Source organism: Rheinheimera sp., assembly GCF_037442525.1.
Classification (GTDB): Bacteria; Pseudomonadota; Gammaproteobacteria; order Enterobacterales; family Alteromonadaceae; genus Pararheinheimera.
Map to the genome: position 1 here is coordinate 61,921 of NZ_JBBIQD010000015.1, position 22,532 is coordinate 84,452.

Sequence of the window (22,532 nt, forward strand, 5' to 3'; positions counted from 1 at the left end):
GATATGCGCATCAACCTCTTATCTTACGAAGCATAAACCTTAGTTAAATTATCATTCGTAAGTTTCAGGGCTGAAAACTCTGCAGCAGAGCAAATTGTCAAATCTATTTTTGCCGATTGCTGTCTTAATTCTGATTTTAGAATTACCGAAACTCGCTCAACCGCATCCTTCGCTTGAACATTCGAGTAAACGATAACCGCATCAATATCTTCGTATAGCTTTCGCCGTAGATAAGAGCCGAATAGATATACTTGGAGGCCTTTGGGTAGACTTGCACGCTCGAGCGGCCGTTTAAAAGAATTTATTCGATCTTCGCGTTCGGAACTGAGCAAATAATTTAAGAAATGTTCACCGGTCTTCCTTAACGCTCCCATAAACTCCCCAAACATGAAAAGCCCAATTCCATGTTCGATGCATAGTTGCTTGGCAACTTCAGCGTATTGCCCTGCTGGGCAAGAACAAATAATAACTTCTACTTGTGGGTTGACGGCAATGACCTTTTCGAGAGTGTATTCAGTAAAATAATAAGTATTCGTTACAAACACTCGAAGCTCCCTGCCATCCTTTAATGTGATAGACATTGTAGCTCGATTAAGCTCTTCCATTTGATCTATAAAGTCATGATTGGCCAAGAACCGATTTATAAACGTAGAAACTTGGTTGTGGCGGAACTCAAGTTCTTCTTTCTCTCTTCTTTCGAGGGGAGGCATTTCTACGCCTAACTTTGTCTTCACAAAGTGATCAAACTCTACAGGAAATAGCTTATAGTCATTAACCTTTTGTCCCAGCAGGCAGTTATCTTCGAAAGCATCGACGTGAAGCTTATAATTAAGCATTTCCCTGTAGACATCCCAAGGGTACGGAAAATTTCTTTTATTTTTCTCTATTAAATCAACAATGCGGCGGTTGTTTGGAAGAATAGTATCAAGGCACCTCCTGCGCCAAATAGTTAAGGCGTCACCAGAGCCCCCCTCTAGGACTCTCTGTGAATACGGACCATATTCTCGAAAAATTGCTCCGTTTTCATCCAGAAGCTCACTCACATCAATCAATAGTTCGCGCTCATCTGTCACTCTCGGAATATTGAAGAACTGCCTAACTTTCCTCTCATGATCAGATTTCCAAATTCGAATTGTCTCTACGCTATATTTCTTCTCCAGCTCATCTACGATTTTGTGACATTCAAGGCAGAGCATAATTAAATTGTCGAGACCATCTCGATCTATTAATTCTGCTAGTTCATGGTCACTTCGAGGCCCATTTTCACCATGACCAATAATATGTGCTACGTTGGCTAAGCTTACACTGTCGTCCCCTACGGTGGCGAACAAGAAGCGGTTACAACTGGGGTTTTGACAATACCCGCCACAACCTGCCCAAAGCTGCCTCGCGACGTTAACAGGTATAGATTTTCTGGCCATTCTAAAGTTTTTCCTAGATTTGCTTTGTACCTAAATTGCTCAGCCTATGGAAACGCATAACGCCCGCATAAGGGGCTGATAATGCTTGGCTACACTGTTAAGCGAAGCGGAACTGAGCCAAGCGTTAGCAGTCCCATCACTTGATGCGCTTGTTATGCGTATTTTCCACCGCCTGCAAATTCTTGAATATGTTCGAGTTTGCGTATTTGGCTGTCAAACTTACCTAAAAACTTCAATCCTTCGATTAATGCAGTTGCAGCTAGAGCAACAGATTGATTTTCTAGCATTTTTATTTCATCGGAGTTTGGCGTGTGGCCAATCGAGATTCGCTCGCCAACAGCGTGAAAATAAATTAGCATTTCTAAATTTCCATGAGAGCTACGACATAAATGAGCGTAAAACCCGTTATAAGTTTTAACTTCATCTGCAAGCTCAAATTTCTTAAAAATTGACATCAACTCTCTAGGATTTACTTTTTTGCCCTTTATTTTCGCCTTGTGAAAATCAAACGACTTATTCATTTCATCAATATAATTAATATCGTTAATGACACACATTAGATCAATATATGATTCCAAGGCACTTCGCAGAACTATTGGTGCCGATGCAACACGATTGTTCTTTAATAATAGGAGGCAATCTTGGCATAATTCAGAAACTCTAGTCATCAACAGTGCGACATACTTTTGTTGCAGGTTCTTATGACAGAGCTTAGAAAAAGCATCAAGTCGAATTGTGTTGAGCTCTTCCCAAACTTGATTATTCAAAGAATCATCCTGTACGCATAACGCTTATTCAAAGGCAAAACGCCCGCAAGTCGGAAATTTTTTTGCCTGCTTTCCTGATTTTTACTTATGCCAAATTAGCGCTGAAGTGTCTCTAAATCAACGACATCTTCTGAAATGGAAAAAATGTTTGCGGCAAAATCCATACTTGCTGTCCGCTAGTTATCCTAAATTTAACTCATGCTTAGGTGCTGATATTTTGAACAGTGGTTTTGAACGAAGCGTAAGGAAAGGTCACTGGCAAACCAGGCGGGGGTGACTGCGGAGTGAGCAATATAAAAGTGAGCGCGGGAGGCGCGAACGGGCGAACGCAGTAGTTACCCTTGTCTGGTTTACTTGCCCCGCTACGGAGAAAAAACAGTCGCTAGCATCGCCAGGTTCAGCTGCCCCACTACGGAGTGCCCAATAAGCCAGACGATAATTACCCGACCATCCGGGCGCAGTAAACTGCGCCCCTACAGCCAATCTTCAGCGTGCTTTGTTGCATCTGACAACGGCGCAGTGCTGCATAGTGCTGCGCTGTCAGGCCGCTAACTTAGTCGGCTATCTGCGTTGTCACCGGCGTGATCCGGCTGGGTTCGTAGCTGTCGTAGCGTGGCAGCTTTGCGTCTAAATCATCCCAGTTGGCTTTGGACGACACAAAGTTATGCGAGATGGGGCGCTCAACAATGTCCGAATCCAGAATGCCAAGGCGTAACCTCAGCCTGGTTGGGTCGGCGGCATTGCTGCTGTACACAGGTGAGGCGCAAATACTGCAGAAATAACGCACTTTGCCCGGCGAGGTTTCGTAGCGGCCGAGTTTGTCCTGCCCGGTGTTGATCAGCAAAGCGCTGGTTGCAATAAAACCATTGGTGGCATAGGCGGTGCCGCTGTTTTTTCGGCATTTAGAGCAGTGGCAATGAATAATCGAATCAATGCCGCCCTGCACTTGCAGCGTCACAGCGCCACATAAACAACTTCCCTGGTACATAAAACCTCTTTTATTAAGAGTGAGACAGCTGAGAATTATTCAATACTCAGCATACCTCTTATTGGCCTGATAGGCTTCCAGTTCCAGCGGCGAGTTTTCATAACCATAGGTTGCCAAATCAGCAAAATGCTGGCTGACGACTGTGGTTAAATCCGACCGCTCAATCTGCAGCACATGCACCAGCTCATGGGCCAGCCGGGGTTTGGTCAGGCTGTAGTCTTTTCGCACATAAATAGAATAACCAAATACCTGCGCGTTATTGATAATGCCCTCACCAATAAAACCAAGGGCTTCACCCACGATTTTTAACAGCAGGTTATGGTAAGGAAACGGCACCTCATCCACATACACCAGCCGCACCCGCTCAGGCTGTTGAATGCCAATGTCGCGGGCCAGTTGCAGCTGTTGTTCAGTCAGCGCCTCACCAGTGGCCACTCCAGCGGCCTCAGTGGCGGCCGCCCATTCGATATAAGGTGGCAGCACCACAAAACCAATAATACGCTGATGAAACACCGCAACCGCGGCAACCAGAACAGCGAAAAACGCCAGCCCCCATTTAATTTTTGTCATCAGTTTCCATTCCTTGTGAATTCGTTAACACCGCAGCTAAAAAAGGCGCAGTACACTGCGCCTTTTGAAATAAAGCACAACAGCAGTTACTTCTGCGCTGTTAACTCGTCCACTTTATAGTCTGCTGCCACATTTTTACTGGCCGATTTACGGGAAAAGTCGGCCAGGATCAAATACAGGCATGGGATCAAAATCAGCGTGATCAGGGTGGCAAACACAATACCGTACGCCAGCGACACCGCCATGGGCACCACAATTTGTGCCTGCAGGCTCTTTTCCAGCACTATAGGCGCCAGGCCTAAAAAGGTGGTTAAGGACGTCAGCATAATAGGCCGGAAGCGGCGGGTGGCCGCCTGGATCACCGCATCTTTCACCGGCACCCCTTCATCACGGGCTTCATTGACAAAATCCACCATCACCAACGAGTCGTTCACCACCACGCCCGCCAGCGCAATCAGGCCAAACAGCGACATAATGCTGACACTTAAGCCCAGCAGCATATGGCCCAGTACGGCACCGATAAAACCGAACGGGATCACCGACATAATGATCAGTGGCTGGGTGTAGGATTTCAGCGGCACCGCCAGCAGTGCATAAATTACAAAAAACGCCAACAGGAAACCCAGCGCCAGGTCACGCATTGCGTCCTGCTCTTCCAGGCTGGCACCTTCCAGGGCGGTTTCTACGCCGTATTTTTGTGACAGCAGTGGCAGTACTTTTTCCTGCAGCTCTTTGGTGATCTTCATAGGTTCCGCCACAGCTTTATCCACTGAGGCATTGATCGTCACCGAGCGCTCACCATCCACCCGGTTGATGGCTGAGTAACTGGGTTGGGTGCGGTAGCTGGCCACCTGAGCAAACGGCACTTCAGCCCCAGAAGCGGTGCGGATTTTCATATTCTCCAGGTTGCCAATGGAGCGACGCTCCTCTTTCGGGTAACGCACCATCACTTTCACTTCTTCGCTGTCGCGCTGAATACGCTGGGCTTCAGCACCGTAAAAGCCGTACCGTACCTGTGTGGCTAAATTTTGCAGCGTAATGCCCATGGCTTCGGCTTCGGGTTTCACTTCCAGCACAATTTCGTCGTTGCCGCCGCTGATACTGTCCTGAATGTCGTACACGCCCTGGTATTGCTGCATCGCCGCTTTTAACTCTTCAGTCGCCAGACGCAGCTTGTCGAGGTCTTTACTCACCAGTTGGAAAGAAATATCACCACCACCGCCACCGCTGGTGGACGAAAAAATCTGCAGGGTTTTTACCCCGGCAATTTCCGGGATCTCTTCACGCCAGCGCCGGACAAACTCATTGGCGTCGGTTTCACGGCCTTCGCTTTTCGCCAGCTCAATAACAAACTGCCCCGCCGTTTCCGACTGAGTAAAGGTCAGCCGGTGTTTTACCATCGCCTCTTCCCCTTCGCCCTGCAGCTTCTGATCGGTCCGCATCAGCGCCTGCTCCAGCTGCTGCATCGCGCTGATGGTACTCTGGCCAGACGAACCTTCCATCATGCTCAGGTTCACATTGATAAAGTCGCTGGGAATATTGGGGAAAAACACCCAACGCACATGACCACCGCCCAACAAACCAATCATCAGGATCATCATGGCCAAAAAGCTGCTGGCAGTGATGTATCGGTGTTCCAGCGCCCATTCAATGGCAGTCTTATAGCGTCCCTGCACAAAACGCTCGGTCGCGCCGCTCACATTCTCCCGCACACCCCGCACCACCCGGCTGGTGCCACGGCCTATTGCATAAAAGAAACCTTTACGGTTTGGGTCCCAGGGTTTGGTGTCCATCGCAATTAAATGCGCTGGCAAGATCAGCTTGGATTCCACCATCGAAAACAGCAGGCAAAGCACCACCACCCAGGCAATGGATTCCCAAATCGGGCCTTGCGGGCCGCCGACCATCAGCATCGGAATAAAAGCCGCCACTGTGGTTAACACCCCAAAAGTAGCTGGCACCGCCACCCGCTGGGCGCCGCGGATCACCGTCTCCGGCGATTTGCCGTATTTCTCAATTTCACTGTAGGCGCTTTCGCCTATGATAATGGCGTCGTCAACCAGTATGCCCAGCACCAGAATAAAGCCGAACAAGCTGATCATATTGATGGACACATCAAAAAATGACAGTGGCATCAGGGCTATAGTGCCGAGGAAGCAGACGGGGATACCCACCATCACCCAAAAGGCGACGCGGAATTCCAGAAACAGCGTGAGGCTGATCAGCACCAGTAAGGCCCCCATCCACATATTGTCGGTCATCAGGTCCAGCCGGCCCTGCAGGTAATAACTCGAATCGCCCCAGGAATCGATTTTAATGCTGTCTGGCAGTTCTTTTTGCTTTTTCGCCACATAGTCTTTCACCACTTTGGCAATATGCAGGGTGTTGTCGTCGCCCACGGCGTCCACCCGAATCGACACTGAAGGTTTGCCGTTGAAGGTGGAATAGGCATCAAATTCGACAAAGCCATCACGCACTGTCGCAATATCCCCCAGCAGCAACCGGGTACCGTCAGCTCTGTTAATCAGCACCAGGTCGGCAAAGTCCTGCTCGCGGTAAGCCTGGCCTTTTGCACGCAGCAGAATATTGCCGTTGTCCGATTTAATGGAACCACCTGGTACATCGACTGAACTGCCGCGTACCGCACTGACCACCTGGTCGAACGTCAGGCCGTATTTGCGCAGCTGGTATTCAGATACCTCAATCGACACTTCGTAATCCAAAGCGCCAACCACTTCCACTTTGCTGACACCAGGCAGTTTTTTCAGGTCATCGCGCACATCTTTGGCAAATTCCTTCAGACCTCGCTGGTCGGTGTCGCCATACACTGACAACCACAACACGTTACTGGAGAATTTGGTGTGGTAAATCACTGGCCGCTCGGTTTGGGCCGGGAAGGATGAAATCGAATCCACCTGCATTTTGATTTCATTCATCACTTCCTGAATGTCGTAGTCCGACTGAATCTCAACCTGCACTGTGGCCAGGCCTTCCACTGCATTGGAACGGATTTTCTTAATGCCGTTAATGCTTTGCAGCGATTCTTCAATTTTATCGACAATACCCTCTTCCACTTCCTGCGGTGCAGCACCGAGGTAAGGCACCCGGATCGTCACCTGCTCCAGCTGAATTTCCGGAAAGGTTTGTTTTTTGATGGTGAAAATGCCAACAATGCCGGCAAACAGCAGTATCACCATTAACAGGTTAGCCGCCACGCTGTTGCGGGCAAACCAGGCGAGTACGCCTTTATGGGTTTGATCCAGATGCTGCATCACTGAGCTTCCTGTTTCGCCACAGCCGCCACTGCGGTTTCTGCTTTGGTTTCGTCAGCCGGTTTGACCGGGTCCGCTGAAGTACGCAGTGCCATACCAGCCAGGGGGTTGGCAATAGCGGTCAGCACCAGTTGGTCGTTGTCGGTTAAGCCAGCGCTGATGTAGGCGTAACGTTCGTCCATCCGCTGCACCGTCACGCTACGGATCTCCAGCTTGTTGTCGGCGGCAACCAGCACTTTATGGTCCGGTAATAACAGATGGCGTTCCAACAACACCAGATCATCTTCAGCACGGCCCTCTATACGGGCTTTGACAAAACGGCCGAAGCGCAACACCTCCTGGCCGGAGGATTTCAGCTGGTACGGGTCCTGCACCTGAGCCACCGCATAAATCACCCTGTTCTGTTCGTCCAGCATACCTTCGGTCCGCACCAGCCGGGCGTTCCAGCGGCGCAGCTCACCGCCTACTTCAGCACTGAGCTCCACTTCAGGCAGGCTGGCCGGATCGGCGCCCTGCGCCGGAATATTCAGGTAAGCCACATCGTTGTCAGTCAGTGGCATACGGATTTCAGCCAGTTCAGTGCCGTAAATCTGTCCAAGCTGTGTGCCCCGGCTGATAAACTGGCCTAAGTTGGCGGTTTTGCTTTTGACAATGCCGCTGTAGGGCGCACGGATTTCGGTGCGGATCAGGTTACGGCGCGCATTTTCCAGCTCCGCTTCGGCTGAACGCAGATTGGCCAGCTCCTGTGCCAGCTGAGGCCGGCGTAAACCCAGTTCAGGTGCTTTGCCTTCACTGAACATACTCCATTCGCGCTCCGCCACTTTGCCGCGGGCTTTTTCTTCTTCCAGTGCCGCTTTGGCACGGGCCAGGCTGGCTTCTGCCAGTTTCACTGCCGTCTGGTAGTCATAAGGTTCCACCTGCACCAGCAAGTCGCCTTTGTTAAAAAAGCCGCCTTCGATAAACTGGTCTGCCACATAGGTAATCACGCCATTCACTTCCGACGTCAGGGTGGTCATTACCCGTGGCTGCACCGTGCCCTGCGACCAGACCTGGTAAGTTAAATCCTGCTGCACTACAGGTTTTACGTCCACCAGCATGTCTTTGCGCTGTTCCGTTTTTTGCTCTGGCGGCTTTTTGCCTGCGGTCAGTATTACTGCCAAGCCAATAGCCCCGGCAATAATCAGCACGGGAGCCACTATTTTCAGCGTGCTTTTTTTCATGTTCTGTTCCCTGTTTGCATTCGAATTCAATCTGTTACCTATAGTACAGCGGTCATACGGGCGGTTATAGCATTCAGATCTTAAGCTTTTACAACAAGCCTTAGGTATGACACAAAAAACAGATCCAATGGAGCAATAAAAAAATCATTAAAATCAAACAGATAACTTTTGGTTCTTAGAAGATCCGCCAGAGTTTCGTTCATGGGGCCACAGACCAGCGACATATTTAGTTACAACTTCCCTGAACTTTGTGCTCATTTTATAGCCAAGAGTGCTAACCTCAGATCAGAAAGTTATTTTGGGGCCAGCTGCAGATCTCGTTAAGGTGGGAAGGCTTAGTGTCATTAAAGCGTCAGATGGCCAGACTAAGCTCAGACCAAAGACCAGTGTGATTGAGAAGAGGGAAAGCAATGAGCATTCAGAAACAGTACTTAAAGACCAAGCCCGTGTGCAAAGTGACTTTTACTGTTGCCGCCGATCAGCAGGTCGAATCCGTGGCCTTAGCCGGTGATTTTAACGAATGGGATCCAAAGGCCCTGCTGCTGAAAAAAAGCAAAAATGGTGTGTTCAGCACCAGTCTGAACCTGGAACCCAATAAGCAGTACCAGTTCCGCTATGTGATCAACGGCGAGCAGTGGGTCAACGACGACGAAGCAGATGCTTACCTGCCGACAGACGTCAGTTACGATCAGAACAGTGTATTGCAGTTGTAAGGCACAAACCGCCACCTGCTTCGGTGGGCATTCGCAAAAAGGCCGGGGTAACCCGGCCTTTCACTGTTAGCGGCCGCGTATTTTCAATCAGCACTTTTCCAGCACTAAACAGCCCACTGAATAACCAGCGCCGAACGAACATAAAATAGCTTTTTCACCCGCGGCAATGCCGGTTTTGTTTTGATGAAACGCAATGATAGAACCGGCGGAGGCCGTATTGGCATAGGTGTCCAGTACTAAGGGGGCTTCCCCTGCTTCCGGCTCGCGGCCTAAAATTTTCTTCGCCGCAAACAGGTTCATATTGATATTGGCCTGATGCAGCCACAGCCGTTTTAATTGCTCTGGTGCCACCTGACAGGCGTCCATCTCCGCCAAAATTACATCGGCCACTATAGGCAGCAACTCTTTAAACACCTTGCGGCCCTGCTGTTTAAAAAATGGCGCTTCCGGGTCCTGCTCCGGATAACAGTGATCGACATAACTGACGTCACAGCGGATATTGTTGGAGAACTCCGTTTTTAACCGCATGCCCAAAATACGGTAGGCAGCATCGGAGGTGGCCGTTTCTTCTGCTTCGATAATGGTGGCGGTGCAAACATCACCAAAAATAAAGTGGCTGTCGCGACTGGTGTAATTCACCTGCGGAGAAGCAAACTCCGGGTTCACAATCAGCACCACTTTAGCGGTACCCCCACGAATGGCATTGACTGCATTGCTGATCGCAAAGGTGGCGGATGAACAGGCCACGTTCATATCAAAGGCGTAACCTGCAGCACCCAACGCCTGCTGCAGCTCAATGGAAAGCGCCGGATAAGGCCGCTGCATATTAGAGGCGGCACAAATAATCAGGTCAATGTCAGCGGCCGTTTTACCCGCTTGGGTCATGGCTTCTTTGGCGGCAATAATCGCCATTTCCACCATTTCGGGGTGTTCATCTTCACTGCGACGGGCAAACACAGGTTGCATCACGGCTGTGTCCAGAATGCCTTCTTTGTACATCACATGGCGCGATTTAATGCCTGAAGCTTTTTCGATAAATTCACAGCTGGAATACTCCAGCGCGACCAGCTCGCCCGCCTCAATCTGGGCTTTAAACTCTTCGTTGTGTAAATCGACATACTGGTTGTAGCTGGCGACCAATTCTTCATTGGTGATCACTTCTTTCGGGGTAAAACAGCCTGAACCGCTGATCACGACCTGTTTCATCATTCTATCCTTCTGTTGCCGTCTCTGGTCTGGACAGCTTAAAAATTGCGGCTATTGTAGCCTAACTCTCACTCACTTTGGCTGCTGTTTTGTTGTGATGCGGCGTTTTTCGTTTCACTATCACTAAGGTACTGGCCACTTTGTCCTGAATCGCCTGCCGGTTGGGGTCCCACAAAATTTGCAGAAAACCAATCAGGCCTGTGGCAAAACCAGCCCCATAACCGCCCTGACGGCTGAAAGAGTTCCATAAGCTCAGCGGCTGGTCATCCAGTTGCACCACCTGAATGCCCATCAATAATTTGCCAATGGTCTGGCCCTGGTTCCAGCTGATAAAAAAGGTGAAATAAAACATAGCCCAGCCAAAACCAACCCCAAAATCGGCCAGAATACCTTTGGTCCATTGCAGCAGGCTATGATTGGATTTTTCCAGCTTTTGCCAGAGGTTGGGCTCAGCTGCAGCGTCTTTGCTGTCGTCCTTGCTGCCATGCTGTTCGTTTTTAATCACAGGCTCGGTGAGATAGTGCGCCTGTGCAGCCTGCAGCTGTGTTTGCTGTTGTTTGCTGAGCTGACTGGCGTCGATAAGCTCATCCAGTGTTAATTTTTTGTCCTCCACGCTCATGCCACTGGCGTTTAACTGCTGCCGGAAGTCGGCGACTTCTTGCTCAACGCATTGGTAGTCACAGTGGTCGTTGGCAAGTTTCAGCGCCACGCCAGCCATTGGCAGTGCCAGCTCACTGGGCAGGTCGAGTTTTTTTACCCCGTCGGAATCCGGTGTTTGCGGTGAAAAATCCAGGGTGAACGCCAGCGTCAGGGTGACAATCCCGACCAGCACCGCCTGCTGGATACGCTGTTGCCGGATCCGGTTCCACAATAAATAGCCCAGCAAAGGCAGTATAAAGACCAGGCTGCCTGAACTTAAGGCGCTAATCAGCAAGCCATCAATGCCAATAGCCATGCCCCTGCGCACAGGCTTGGCCAGCGGCTGACCAATCAGACTGTCAGCCACTTTAAACGCATGAGGGGTGACAATCTGGCGGATTTCTTTTTGGCTTAACTGATGGCCTGTTTCATCCACAAAGGTATTGGGGGCAACCTGGGTAATATCATGCGAAGCGTCGGGAGACGTCATGGCGATTCCTTGCTCAAATTTTGAAAATCACTTTAAAGTCAAAAGCCCAAGCGGGCAAGAGCCCGAACCCTGTTGAGGCTCAGCTCAGCTGCGGCCCTTACTTAGCCAGCCCATCACCTGTTGCAACCCCTGCAGCGAAAAATCGGCCATACGCTGCTGCATCAGCGCTCTGATGATGTCTATCGAATGATAATGACGCCACCACTGCTGCGGCTGAGGATTCAGCCAGGCGGCATGACTGAAATGGCCCAGCAGCCGTTTTAACCAGACTTCTCCGCTTTCCTGGTTATAGTGTTCGACGCTGCCGCCAGGATAGGTAATTTCGTAAGGCCCCATAGTGGCGTCCCCCACCAGCAACAACTTGTAGTCGCTGCCATAGGTGTGCAGCAGGTCGCTGGTCGATACCTGGTCCTGATGGCGGCGTTTGGCGCTTTTCCACAGCGTCTCGTAGACACAGTTATGAAAATAAAAAAACTCCAGATGCTTAAACTCAGTGCGGGCGGCCAGAAACAGCTGTTCGCATTCATGAATGTAATCATCCATCGAGCCGCCTATATCAAACAGGATCAACACCTTGACGGCATTGTGCCGCTCGGCCTGAAACTTTAAATCCAGCCAGCCGGCCTGCTGGGCTGTGGCGTCAATGGTAGCAGCCAAATCCAGCTCACTGGCCGCCCCGGTGCGGGCAAACCGCCGCAGCTGGCGTAAAGCCAGCTGCAAGGCGCGGTGATTCAGCTCCGCTTTGTCATCAAAGTCTTTAAACTCGCGTTGGTCCCAGACCTTCACCGCGCGGCGGGCACCGCTGCCCTGCTGGCCCAGACGAATGCCTTCCGGATGAAAACCATAAGCGCCAAAGGGCGAACTGCCGCCCGTGCCAATCCATTTATTGCCGCCGGCATGGCGCTCCTGCTGCTCTTTTAACCGCTCGCGAAACTGTTGCAGCAACTGTTCCAGCCCGCCCAGACTTTGCAGTTTGGCTTTGTCTTCCTCCGATAACTGCCGCAACAAACCGGGCACCAGCCAGTCATCCGGGATCAGGCTGAGCGGGTCCAGACTGACCACCCCTTGAAAATAATCGGCAAAAGCACGATCGAATTTATCGTAATGCCGTTCATCTTTGACCAGACACAACCGGGACAGGCTGTAAAACCCGTCCAGACTGGCAAACACCAGCTCCTGCTGCAATGCGTTCAGCAAATCCAGCAATTCAGTCAGACTGCAGGGCACCCCATAGTGACGCAGCTTCAGGAAAAACTGCACCAGCATCAGCGTGTATGCCTTTTTGCGATAAAGGCCAGCTTTTCAATCAGTTCCACATCCTGCTCGTTCTTCAATAAGGCGCCGTACAAGGGCATTAAACCGCCCTGATGCTGCCGGTCCTGCAGCACTTCGGCACTGATATCTTCCGCCAGCAATAACTTCAGCCAGTCCAGCAGCTCAGAAGTGGACGGTTTTTTCTTCAGTTGTGCCACGTCCCTCAGTTCAAAAAACACCTCCAGTGCTTTGGTCAGCAACTGCTGCTGCAATGCCGGATAATGCGCCAGCACTATTTGTTTTAAGGTGTCCGCATCAGGAAAACGGATGTAATGGAAAAAACAGCGCCGTAAAAAAGCGTCCGGCAGCTCTTTTTCATTGTTGGAGGTAATAATCACCACAGGCCGCTGCACAGCCTCAATACGCTGTCCTGTTTCGTACACATCAAAGGACATCCGGTCCAGCTCATGCAGTAAGTCATTTGGAAACTCAATATCGGCTTTGTCGATTTCGTCAATCAGCAGCACAGGTCGCTGTGGTGCTGTAAAGGCTGTCCAAAGCTTGCCCGGTTTAATGTAGTTGCCAATGTCGGCCACCCGTTCACTGCCCAGCTGACCGTCGCGCAGCCGTGATACCGCATCGTACTCGTACAGGCCTTGTTGTGCTTTGCTGGTGGATTTAATTTGCCAGCGGATAAGTTCAGTGCCCAGTGACAGTGCCAGCTCTTCGGCCAGCCGGGTTTTGCCTGTGCCGGGTTCGCCTTTTAGCAATAAGGGTTTTTCCAGTTTGACAGCCGCATTGACAGCCAATGCCAGTTCATCAGAAAGAATATAATGTTCAGTACCTTGGAATTTCATTTCTCGGGTTTCCGGCCAAAAAAAGATGGCTATATCTTATAGCAAAACTATTCTTTCGTTTTTACCGGGCACGAGTATTCTTATAACCAATTTGATGCAACAGGAGCTTTTTTAGCATGGCAACTATTTTTGAAGACAACTCGTTGTCGATTGGCCGCACTCCGCTGGTGAAACTGAAACGAGTAACAGGCGGCAATGTGTACGCCAAAATTGAAGCCCGCAACCCGAGTTTCTCCGTGAAATGCCGTTTAGGTGCGGCGCTGATTTGGGATGCGGAAAAAAAAGGTTTATTGGGCCCAGGCAAAGAGCTGATTGAACCGACCTCAGGCAATACAGGTATTGCACTGGCTTTTGTGGCTGCCAGCCGGGGTTATCCTCTGACGCTGACCATGCCAGCCACTATGAGCCTGGAACGCCGTAAGTTGCTCAAAGCGCTGGGCGCCAATCTGGTGCTGACCGAAGGGCCAAAAGGCATGAAAGGTGCCATTGAAAAAGCCAAAGAAATTCAGGCGTCTAACCCGGACAAATACATTCTGTTGCAGCAATTTGAAAACCCGGCCAACCCACAAATTCACTTTGACACCACAGGCCCGGAGATCTGGAACGATCTGGACGGCCAGATTGATATTTTCGTTGCTGGTGTGGGCACTGGCGGAACCATCACAGGCGTCAGCCGCTACATCAAGCAGGAAAAAAACCACCCGCTGTGGTCAGTCGCGGTAGAACCTGCCGATTCACCTGTGATCAGCCAGGCGCTGGCCGGTGAAGAAATCAAACCAGGGCCACATAAAATTCAGGGTATTGGTGCCGGTTTTATTCCTGGCAACCTGGATTTAAGCCTGCTGGATGCAGTGGAAAAAGTCAGCAATGACGATGCGATTGCCATGGCACACCGGCTGATGAAAGAAGAAGGAATTCTGGCGGGCATCTCTTCTGGCGCTGCTGTTGTGGCGGCTAAACGACTGGCTGAAAAGCCGGAAAACGCCGGTAAAAACATTGTGGTGATCCTGCCAAGTTCGGCCGAGCGTTATTTATCCAGCCCGCTGTTTGCCGATGTGTTCACTGAGCAGGAATTACAGGCCTGATCAGTTCAAAGCAGGTGAAACAAGGCCGGTTTTCCGGCCTTTTTCTTTACTTTAGCGGCAAAAAAAACCACACTAGGCTGTCTTTCAAGCTCAGTGGGTGTGCAGATGTTCAGATGGATCCTTTTATTCGCAGCCTTGGTGCTGGCAGGCTGTCAGGAAGACAAGCCGAAAGTCAACGCTGATGCCGCTTCACCTGAATACGCAGCCGGTGAGTTCTTTCATGCGCTTTACACCAGCAAAAATCTTGAAAAGGCCATTAAACTGACTACTGAAAGTTATGGCCGGGTACTCAGCTCCTACGGCAGCACCCGCAGCATCACCAACACACTTTACAATATGACCTTTGATGAAGTGGCCATCAGCATTGATCGCACCGGTAAAAACCTGCGTGAGCAGTACGGCGATGAAGCAGAAATTACCATGCTGTTTGAAGGCAAAGCCAATGGCGGAAAAAAAATCGAACTCCGTGTGGTACGGATGATCAAAGTGGACGGCAAATGGAAGGTTGAAGGGGTCAAACCCAACCCCTTCTCCCGTACAGACGTCTGAACCCAGCCAGACCACCTATTTCTTCTGCAAAAACAACCGCACCGCCTGCTGACAATCCGGCCCTGCCAATAAACGCTCAAACTGCTGCAATTCAGCCTGAATAGCGGTGCTGACCGAAGCAGGCTGACGCATCAGGGCTCTGGCGGTTTGCACCGCGTCTGCCGGTAAAGCGGCCAGTTTTACCGCTTTGTTCAGGGCGTACTCCAGTAATGCCGCCTGCTCCACCAATTCGGTCACCATGCCCATCTGCAGCGCCTGTTCTGCACTGACGGCTTCGGACAACAACAGCATGGCAGAGGCCCGCTGCAAACCAATCAACTGCGGCAATAACAGGCTGGAGCCGGCTTCAGGGCAAAGCCCAAGCTGGGTAAAGGGCAACTGGAAACGGCACGGGCTGCTGGCATACACCAGATCGCAGTGCAGCAGCATGGTCGTGCCAATGCCAATAGCCAGGCCGGACACCGCCGCCACCATCGGTTTCGGGAAGGTGGCCAGCTTCTGCAAAAACTGCACTGTCGGGTGCTCGGCATTTAAAGCGCCTCCACCGAGGAAATCGGCCAGATCATTGCCTGCACTAAAGCAGTCCTGACTGCCCTGGAACAGCACGACACGCACCTGCGGATCGGCCTGCGCCTGTTCCAGTGCAGACACCAGTTGCCGGTACATCTGCTGGCTTAGCGCATTTTTCTTCTCAGGCCGGGCCAGCGTCAACACCAGCACGCCCTGCTGTTGGTTTACCTCAATAGTCATCTGTTAATCTCCTGCCACTGTGCCTTCGCGACGCGGATCCGCCGCGCCACGCAGCACAGCCCCCTGACGTTCAATGGCATGAATACCGCTGTTTAAATCAGCCAGTTTAGGCTGATAGCCCAATTCTTTCAGTGCTGGCACCAGTTGTTCCAGCACAGTGCCCTGTTCCAGTACCAGCATGTCATTACGATGGCTGAAACGCGGTAAAGCGGCCGCCTGTGCCGGGTCCATGCCCCAGTCAAGCACCGCAATCAGGTTCTGGGCCACGTAGTTGATAATACGGCTGCCGCCCGGTGAACCTGTGATGTATTTCAGCTGCCCCTGCTGGTCAAACACCATGACTGGCGCCATCGACGAACGGGGTCTTTTACCGCCTTGCACACGGTTCGCCACCCAAAAGCCGTTCAGGCGTGCATCCAGTGAAAAATCGGTCAGCTGGTTATTCAGCAAATAGCCATTGACCATCAGGCCGGAGCCAAAAGCGTTTTCAATACTGGTGGTCATGCTGACGGCGTTGCCAGCCCTGTCCACCACTGACAAATGGCTGGTATTGGCAAATTCAATGGCCTGGCTGGGAGCCAGAGGTTCAGCCCCTTCGGGTTCACCCGCCACCGCAGCGGGGCCTTCTGGAGACGTCAGCTGCGCAGCCCGTTGTTTCAGATAAGCCGGGTTCAGCAAGCCCTGCACCGGCACCTTGACAAAATCCGGATCGGCGGCAAAACGCTCGCGGTCCGCAAAAGCCAGTTTGGCGGCCTGGCTGATTAAATGCACAGCTTCTACCGAGTTGGGTTTAAGTCTGGCCACAGGCTGAGATGACAGTAACCCCAGAATTTGCAGCACGGCCAGACCACCAGAGCTTGGCGGTGCCATAGAACAGACTTTGTAAAGCCGGTAAGCCATACAAATGGCGTCCCGCTCGACCGGCCGATACGCCTGCAGATCCTGCGCAGTCAAAAGCCCGGGATTGATGGCCGCCTGTTGCACTGTCGCCACCAGGGCTTTGGCGTTATCGCCCTGATAAAAGGCGGCACTGCCTTCTTTGGCAAGGCGGCGCAGTAAGGTTGCATAGGCCGGGTTCTTTAACCTCTGCCCAGCCTGCAACCACTGACCATCCGGCTGAAAATAGGCTTTGCTGGCGGCAAAATTGGTTAACCCCGGGTTCCAGTTGGCAGCCAGTAAGCCAGCCAGCCGGGGGCTGACCACAAAGCCCTGCTCTGCCGTCTGGATGGCGGCGTCAAACAAACTGGCCCAGGGCAGTTTGCCATGCCGCTGGTGCGCCAGCTCCAGCGCTTTCATCACACCTGGTACCCCAACCGACTTGCCACCGACAAAGGCCTCGCGCCAGGGCTGCAGTTGCCCATTCAGACGAAACAAGTCTGGGCCGGCTTGTTGTGGGGCCGTTTCGCGACCATCAATACTGCTCAGTTGTTTTTTGTCGGCGTCAAAGTGCAATAAAAACAGACCTCCGCCAATGCCGGAGCTTTGCGGCTCCACCAGACCCAACATCAGCTGCATGGCAATGGCTGCATCCACCGCGCTGCCGCCTTTGGCGAGGATCTGGCGGCCCGCTTCAACCGCCAGCGGGTTGGCAGCTGTCGCCATATAGTGTGAGCTGGTGACCAGCTTTTTGTGCTCGATGGAGGTAGTGGCTTCCGGATCTTGTTGTGCCGCCAGCAGCGGCTGGTGAAGCACGGCGCTCAGGCACAAAGCGCGGCAAAGCAGTGACAAATTCAACTTCATGGATACAACTTCATTGTGGTAAGACCTTTACCTTACCTTGTCATCCCTGTGGTTTCAACGGACAAAACCGTCAGTTGACAGGCCACAGGCTCAAATCAGCGCAGACAAACCCAGCGTCCGTGGCATAATGCGGCATCCCCGCTGTTCAGGAGCCCTTATGCCATTGCTGTACAGACCTGTGTTTTGTCTGCTGTTTATCGCCCTAATGTGTCTGCTGTTGCAGCTTTTCCCGGCCCAGGTGACCGACTGGCTGAATTACCAGCGCGCTGAGCCCTTGCAGCTCTGGCGTTTCTGGACTGCCCATTTGCTGCACAGCAATGCCTGGCATCTGGCGATGAACCTCGGCGGTTTAGCCGTTATTTTTTACCTGCACCAGATGCACTACCAGCAAAAACAACTGCTGCAGTTTTTGCTGCTGTCAGCCGCCCTGCTCAGCTCAGCGCTGTATTTATTCAGCCCGGATATTCAGATCTACGTCGGCTTATCCGGTGTATTGCATGCGTTACTGGCTTTTGGCGCCGTGCGCGACCTGCAACAGCGTTGGTACTCAGGAGGGTTAATTTTACTGGGGCTGGTGGCGAAGGTGGGCTATGAGCAGTTCTACGGCCCAGACCCTGAACTGGGGGCGCTTATCGACGCCCGCGTTGCCATTGACGCCCACGCCTACGGCCTGGTGATTGGGGTTGCGCTGGCTTTATGCCTGCCAAATTATGGACTGACCGACGCTGTGAATGCCGAGAAGAAATCAGGTTCGGCCTGAAAGGTGACGGCTTTCTCAGTAACCGGATGGGTAAAACTCAACGACCAGGCGTGTAACATCAGCCGGCTGGTTTTGCTTTGTAATTCCATGGGTGCATAAAAAGGGTCGCCTAAAATCACATGACCAAGCGCTTTCATATGCAAACGCAATTGATGCGAGCGCCCCGTCACAGGTTCCAGCTCCACTAAGCTTGCCTGCTGTTGGGGTAACGTCTTCAGCACCCGGTAGTAAGTCTGGCTGGCTTTGCCCTTGGGGTCGATTTTGTACAGTGGCCTGTTGTCCGGGTCCGGTGCCAGCGCAGCATTCACCTGGCCCTGTGTCTGGCTCAGTTCACCAGCTACCACCGCCTGATACAATTTTTTAGTCTGGCGCTGCTGAAACTGAATGCTGATGGCCGACAACGCCTTTTTAGTCAGTGGCAGTACCACTACCCCTGAGGTATCGTAATCCAGCCGGTGTACTACGCTTGCCCCCGGAAACTCCAGCTGCACCCGCGACAACAGGCAATCCCGGTTGGCCGGGTGACGGCCCGGCACCGTCAGCAAACGCGCCGGTTTGTTCACCACCAACAGGTGTTCATCCTGATACAGCAACTGCCAGGCGTCACTGGTAGCGGTTAATATGGCTAAATCGTCAAACGAGTCTGTCATTTCAATTCGTTGCATCAGGGGGCATACAAAGGGCTGGCTATTATGCCAGAATTGACAACTAAACCAACCAGCACTGATCCATCCATGCACAGGCCTTTCATTTACCAGCCCCCTACAGACCCTTTGGATATTCTGTACCAGGACAAAGACATCGTAGTGCTGAATAAACCCAGTGGCCTGCTGACCAATCCTGGGCGTGGGCTTGCGTATCAGGATTCGTTATTAAGCCGGGTAGTACAGCAGTTTCCAACCGCCCAACTGGTGCACAGGCTGGACTGCGCCACCTCAGGACTGGTGGTGTTTGCGCTTCGCCGTAAAGCTGAAGCGGCGCTGAAACAGCAGTTTGCCACCCGCTCGGTGCGCAAAACTTACAGAGCCAGGGTGTGGGGCCATGTCGCCGAACATGGCAAAGTGGATGCACCGCTGATAGCCGACAGTAACGATCCGCCGCTGCAGAAAATCTGCCACAGCACAGGGAAAAAGGCGCTGACCTTTTTTCAGCGCTTAAGTGTGGATGAACAGAGCAGCCTGGTGGAACTGCGCCCTGTTACAGGCCGTTCGCATCAGCTGAGGGTGCATATGCTGAGTCTGGGTCACCCTATTCTCGGCGATGCCTTTTACGCCCATGACGAGGCATTTGCCGCCGCGCCGCGTTTATTGCTGCAGGCCCAATGCCTGGAGCTGTACCAGCCCTATTCATCCCAATTACTGCGGTTCGAGCTGGAAGCGGATTTTGACTAAAAGCAAAGGGCCTTAAGGTAATGCCAGTCAGATAAGCAGTTTTTATTAAAAACAGCTTATCTATTCCGTAGATGGTTATGATGCAGCGGAAAAGGCAAAGAAAGTGTTGATTCTTCAGTACAAAAGAAAATGCCAGTCAGCTTAACTGACTGGCATTAAGGGACTTCCGGACCTTTTACTTATAAAGTTTCTTCAAACAACTTCAGAATACGTTTGTATTCATCCAGCCAGCTCGACGGCTGACGGAAACCGTGCGGTTCCACCGGGTAAATCGCCGTTTCAAAGTTGGCATTTTCATGCTCAATCAGGCGTTGCACCACCCGCACTACGTCCTGGAAAAACACGTTGTCATCCACCATAGGCGCATTGATCAGCAGTTTTGATTTTAACCCTTCGGTGAAGTAAATCGGGGAGCTGCGACGGTAGGCAATAGGATCCACATCCGGCGTGTTCAGAATGTTAGAGGTGTATGGGTGGTTGTAATAGGCCCAGTCACTGACCGGACGCAGTGCCGCACCGGCTTTAAACAGATCCGGTTGGGTAAAGAGCGCCATAAAGGTCATAAAACCGCCATAGGAGCCCCCATAAGTTCCGATACGGGCTCGATCCACATTGGCATGTTTCACCAGGTACTCCACGCCGTCCATCAGATCCTGAATTTCAGGGGTACCCATCTGACGGTAAATGGCGGTACGCCAGTCACGGCCATAGCCTTTTGATGCCCGGTAATCCATATCCAACACCACATACCCTTTTTGCAGCAACAGGTTATGGAAGAAGTATTCACGGAAATAACCAGACCAGCCTAAATCGCTGTTTTGCAGGTAACCGGCACCATGGTTGAAGATCACGGCGCGGCGTTTTTCACCCTGCTGGTAATTGTTGGGCAGGTACAGCTTGGCAAAGACCGGTTGTTTGCCATGACTGGACGGCACGGCGACCACCTGCGGCGCAGCCCAGTTCATTGCTTTAAAAGCCGTTGTGGTGGTATTGGTTAACCGGCTGGCCGCAGCTTTGGGTTTGTTATCCATCAGGTAGAGCTCAGGTGGGGTCACCGAGTTGGACCAGGTCAGCAGCAGCTTGCTTTCATCCGGCGATAATTGAAAATCAGCCGAACCTTTGAGCGCCGTCATCTGTTCCAGCTGACCGGATTTCAGCCCAACCCGGTACACTTCATAAATGCCTGGGTGGCTGACGTTGCCCTTGAAATAAACAAATTCGTCATTTTTGCTCAGCACGGGGCTGCTCACTTCGAAAGTGCCCGCTGTCAGCTTTTTCGCTTTGCCGTTTAACGCTTTCACATACAAATGGGCATAACCGGATTCTTCCGACAGGTAGTACAGGCTGGTTTCATTATGCAGCCAGCCAAAGTCATTAAAGCTGTAGTTCACCCAGGCATCGTCATGCAAACGGTGCTGACTGACCAACTTTTTGGTCGCAAAATCCACAGTCGCCAGCCAGCGGTCTTTGTTATCCCAGGCTTTGAGCATCACAGCCACCTGCTCGCCATTTGGATGCCACTGAATGGCCCTATTGGCCCAGCTCCAGTCGTTCAGCAGCGAAATGGCCCGTGGCGCTTTTTTCGACTCGTATTTTTTGCCTTCGGCTTTGGCGTTTTCCGCTTTGACACTGGCAAGCACATCTTCATCAAAACCCGGCAGGCTGTCGTATTTCAGCTCTGTCACCTCACCTGTGGCCAGCTCCACCAGCATCAACTGCTGGGATTGCGGCTTTTGGTCGGCCACTCGGCGACGCACCTGCTCAGCGGCAATATTGCCAGAGGCGGTGATGTAGTTCGGCATAATGTCCTGTTCATCACGCCACGACGATTTATCGGCCAGCGCTACCAGCATTTTGTCAGCTTTGGGTGACAACACAGCGCGGGCAACCCGTTTGTCTTTGTTCAGGTACACGGCTTTGGGGGCCAGGGTTGAGTTTTGCTTGGCCAGCAACTGCTGCTGCTCGAACTTGTCTTTGGCATTCTGATGCTCAAGCGCAATAAACTGGATCAGCTTGTGCTGTTCCTGCGCTTTGTAATCATGGGCGACTTGCGGCGCTTTCGGCGCATCGGCATTTTTCAGGCTGACCAGTTCAGTCAAAGCGCCGCTGGTTAAATCCAGCACCTGATAAGTCCAGCCCTGACGGAATGCCAGCCGGTTGTCAGCCAGAAACATTAAATCTTCAGCTGCAGTTGAACTGCGGGTGACCTGGCTGAGCTGACCTTGTTTCAGTACAAACACATTGCCTTCAAAGGTCCAGGCTTTGCTTTGTCCGTCCGGACTGGTGATCAGGCCCGCCGAGCCCAGTTGATGCCAGTTGGCCATAGGTACCAGTTGTGCCACTGAACCTGCGGCGGCCTGCTGGGAGTACCAATCGCGGATTTCTGAACCTTCGCGTTTTTGCTGGTAATACAAGGTGCTGCCATCGGCACTGAAAAATACATTTTCCACCGCGCGTTGCAGCCAGTCCGGATGCGCCATCGCCTGTTCGATGGTCAGGTTACCAGGGCCTGACTGAGAGGGCTGCGCCACGGATACAGGCGCCAGTTGGTAGGTTTGTGGTTCTTTGGCCTGAACCGGGCTTTGTAAAGCAGCAGCCAGTAAAGCTGCCAATAACCAAGGTTTTGTTTTCATGCTGTTGTTCTTATCTGTGGTATCCAGCCTCTGTTATACAAAGAAAAAGCCGGAGGGCCAAGAGTTGCAAAGCGGCCTTGGGATTAACAGGAGCTAATGGGCGACAAGCGGACAGGACTGGAAGCTCCGCCGCTGACGGCTCCGCCATACCGTACGTCCTGTACATCGCCGAAAAATGCTCCTGCCATTTCGCCATACCGTACGTCCTGTACATCGCCGAAAAATGC

Annotated in this window: 19 protein-coding genes; 5 read left to right on the top strand and 14 right to left on the bottom strand. The window is 51.9% G+C overall.

Annotated features, from left to right (window positions below; translation table 11 throughout):
• Positions 1–23: 23 nt before the first annotated feature.
• From WKJ03_RS16575 to WKJ03_RS16600, 6 genes are all read right to left on the bottom strand, one after another.
• Entirely contained in the window at positions 24–1,421 is a 1,398-nt protein-coding gene (locus tag WKJ03_RS16575; protein ID WP_337843351.1) for a hypothetical protein, read from the bottom strand.
• 152 nt (positions 1,422–1,573) lie between these two features.
• Positions 1,574–2,188: a DUF5677 domain-containing protein gene (locus WKJ03_RS16580; protein ID WP_337843352.1), complete on the bottom strand. Its 615-nt coding sequence runs from the start codon at positions 2,186–2,188 to the stop codon at positions 1,574–1,576.
• A 553-nt stretch (positions 2,189–2,741) separates the two neighbouring features.
• The gene (locus WKJ03_RS16585; RefSeq protein ID WP_337843354.1) at positions 2,742–3,176 is read right to left on the bottom strand and encodes a GFA family protein; all 435 of its coding nucleotides are present in this window, start codon (positions 3,174–3,176) and stop codon (positions 2,742–2,744) included.
• Between the two features lie 39 nt (positions 3,177–3,215).
• Complete coding sequence (locus tag WKJ03_RS16590; protein ID WP_337843355.1) at positions 3,216–3,746, bottom strand: hypothetical protein; 531 nt, start codon at positions 3,744–3,746, stop codon at positions 3,216–3,218.
• Positions 3,747–3,832: 86 nt separating this feature from the next.
• Entirely contained in the window at positions 3,833–7,018 is a 3,186-nt protein-coding gene (locus WKJ03_RS16595) for an efflux RND transporter permease subunit (RefSeq protein WP_337843356.1), read from the bottom strand.
• Positions 7,018–8,238: an efflux RND transporter periplasmic adaptor subunit gene (locus tag WKJ03_RS16600; RefSeq protein WP_337843357.1), complete on the bottom strand. Its 1,221-nt coding sequence runs from the start codon at positions 8,236–8,238 to the stop codon at positions 7,018–7,020. Before WKJ03_RS16600 ends, WKJ03_RS16595 begins: the two co-directional genes overlap by 1 nt.
• Positions 8,239–8,648: 410 nt before the next feature.
• Between WKJ03_RS16600 and WKJ03_RS16605 the strand changes: the two genes are divergently transcribed.
• Positions 8,649–8,951, top strand: a complete 303-nt coding sequence (locus WKJ03_RS16605) for an isoamylase early set domain-containing protein (protein ID WP_337843358.1) — start codon at positions 8,649–8,651, stop codon at positions 8,949–8,951.
• An 87-nt stretch (positions 8,952–9,038) separates the two neighbouring features.
• Here the strand turns inward: WKJ03_RS16605 and WKJ03_RS16610 are convergent, their stop codons facing one another.
• From WKJ03_RS16610 to WKJ03_RS16625, 4 genes are all read right to left on the bottom strand, one after another.
• A complete protein-coding gene (locus WKJ03_RS16610) occupies positions 9,039–10,160 on the bottom strand; it encodes a beta-ketoacyl-ACP synthase III (RefSeq protein ID WP_337843359.1) in 1,122 nt (373 codons plus the stop codon).
• A gap of 58 nt (positions 10,161–10,218) precedes the next feature.
• Positions 10,219–11,286 carry an RDD family protein gene (locus WKJ03_RS16615; protein WP_337843360.1) on the bottom strand — a complete coding sequence of 356 codons (1,068 nt, stop codon included), beginning with the start codon at positions 11,284–11,286 and terminating at the stop codon, positions 10,219–10,221.
• A gap of 84 nt (positions 11,287–11,370) precedes the next feature.
• The gene (locus WKJ03_RS16620; RefSeq protein WP_337843361.1) at positions 11,371–12,552 is read right to left on the bottom strand and encodes a VWA domain-containing protein; all 1,182 of its coding nucleotides are present in this window, start codon (positions 12,550–12,552) and stop codon (positions 11,371–11,373) included.
• A complete protein-coding gene (locus WKJ03_RS16625; protein ID WP_337843362.1) occupies positions 12,552–13,397 on the bottom strand; it encodes a MoxR family ATPase in 846 nt (281 codons plus the stop codon). The genes WKJ03_RS16620 and WKJ03_RS16625 overlap by 1 nt, the downstream gene beginning before the upstream one ends.
• Positions 13,398–13,513: 116 nt before the next feature.
• On the opposite strand from WKJ03_RS16625, the gene cysK reads away from it, so the two are divergent.
• Positions 13,514–14,482, top strand: a complete 969-nt coding sequence (gene cysK / locus WKJ03_RS16630) for a cysteine synthase A (protein ID WP_337843363.1) — start codon at positions 13,514–13,516, stop codon at positions 14,480–14,482.
• A 105-nt stretch (positions 14,483–14,587) separates the two neighbouring features.
• The gene (locus WKJ03_RS16635) at positions 14,588–15,031 is read left to right on the top strand and encodes a hypothetical protein (protein WP_337843364.1); all 444 of its coding nucleotides are present in this window, start codon (positions 14,588–14,590) and stop codon (positions 15,029–15,031) included.
• 15 nt (positions 15,032–15,046) lie between these two features.
• On the opposite strand, the gene WKJ03_RS16640 is transcribed toward WKJ03_RS16635, so the two are convergent.
• Together WKJ03_RS16640 and ggt are read right to left on the bottom strand one after the other, a co-directional pair.
• A complete protein-coding gene (locus WKJ03_RS16640; protein WP_337843365.1) occupies positions 15,047–15,781 on the bottom strand; it encodes an enoyl-CoA hydratase in 735 nt (244 codons plus the stop codon).
• A 3-nt stretch (positions 15,782–15,784) separates the two neighbouring features.
• Positions 15,785–17,521, bottom strand: coding sequence for a gamma-glutamyltransferase (gene ggt / locus WKJ03_RS16645; protein ID WP_337843366.1), 1,737 nt, complete (start codon positions 17,519–17,521; stop codon positions 15,785–15,787).
• Between the two features lie 157 nt (positions 17,522–17,678).
• Between ggt and rrtA the strand changes: the two genes are divergently transcribed.
• Positions 17,679–18,281, top strand: coding sequence for a rhombosortase (gene rrtA / locus WKJ03_RS16650; RefSeq protein WP_337843367.1), 603 nt, complete (start codon positions 17,679–17,681; stop codon positions 18,279–18,281).
• Here the strand turns inward: rrtA and WKJ03_RS16655 are convergent.
• Complete coding sequence (locus WKJ03_RS16655) at positions 18,230–18,931, bottom strand: RluA family pseudouridine synthase (protein ID WP_337843368.1); 702 nt, start codon at positions 18,929–18,931, stop codon at positions 18,230–18,232. The genes rrtA and WKJ03_RS16655 overlap by 52 nt on opposite strands.
• 84 nt (positions 18,932–19,015) lie before the next feature.
• Between WKJ03_RS16655 and WKJ03_RS16660 the strand changes: the two genes are divergently transcribed.
• Positions 19,016–19,672, top strand: coding sequence for an RluA family pseudouridine synthase (locus WKJ03_RS16660; protein ID WP_337843369.1), 657 nt, complete (start codon positions 19,016–19,018; stop codon positions 19,670–19,672).
• Positions 19,673–19,851: 179 nt separating this feature from the next.
• Here WKJ03_RS16660 and WKJ03_RS16665 read toward each other — a convergent pair whose 3' ends face one another.
• The gene (locus WKJ03_RS16665; RefSeq protein ID WP_337843370.1) at positions 19,852–22,305 is read right to left on the bottom strand and encodes a prolyl oligopeptidase family serine peptidase; all 2,454 of its coding nucleotides are present in this window, start codon (positions 22,303–22,305) and stop codon (positions 19,852–19,854) included.
• Positions 22,306–22,532: the final 227 nt, after the last annotated feature.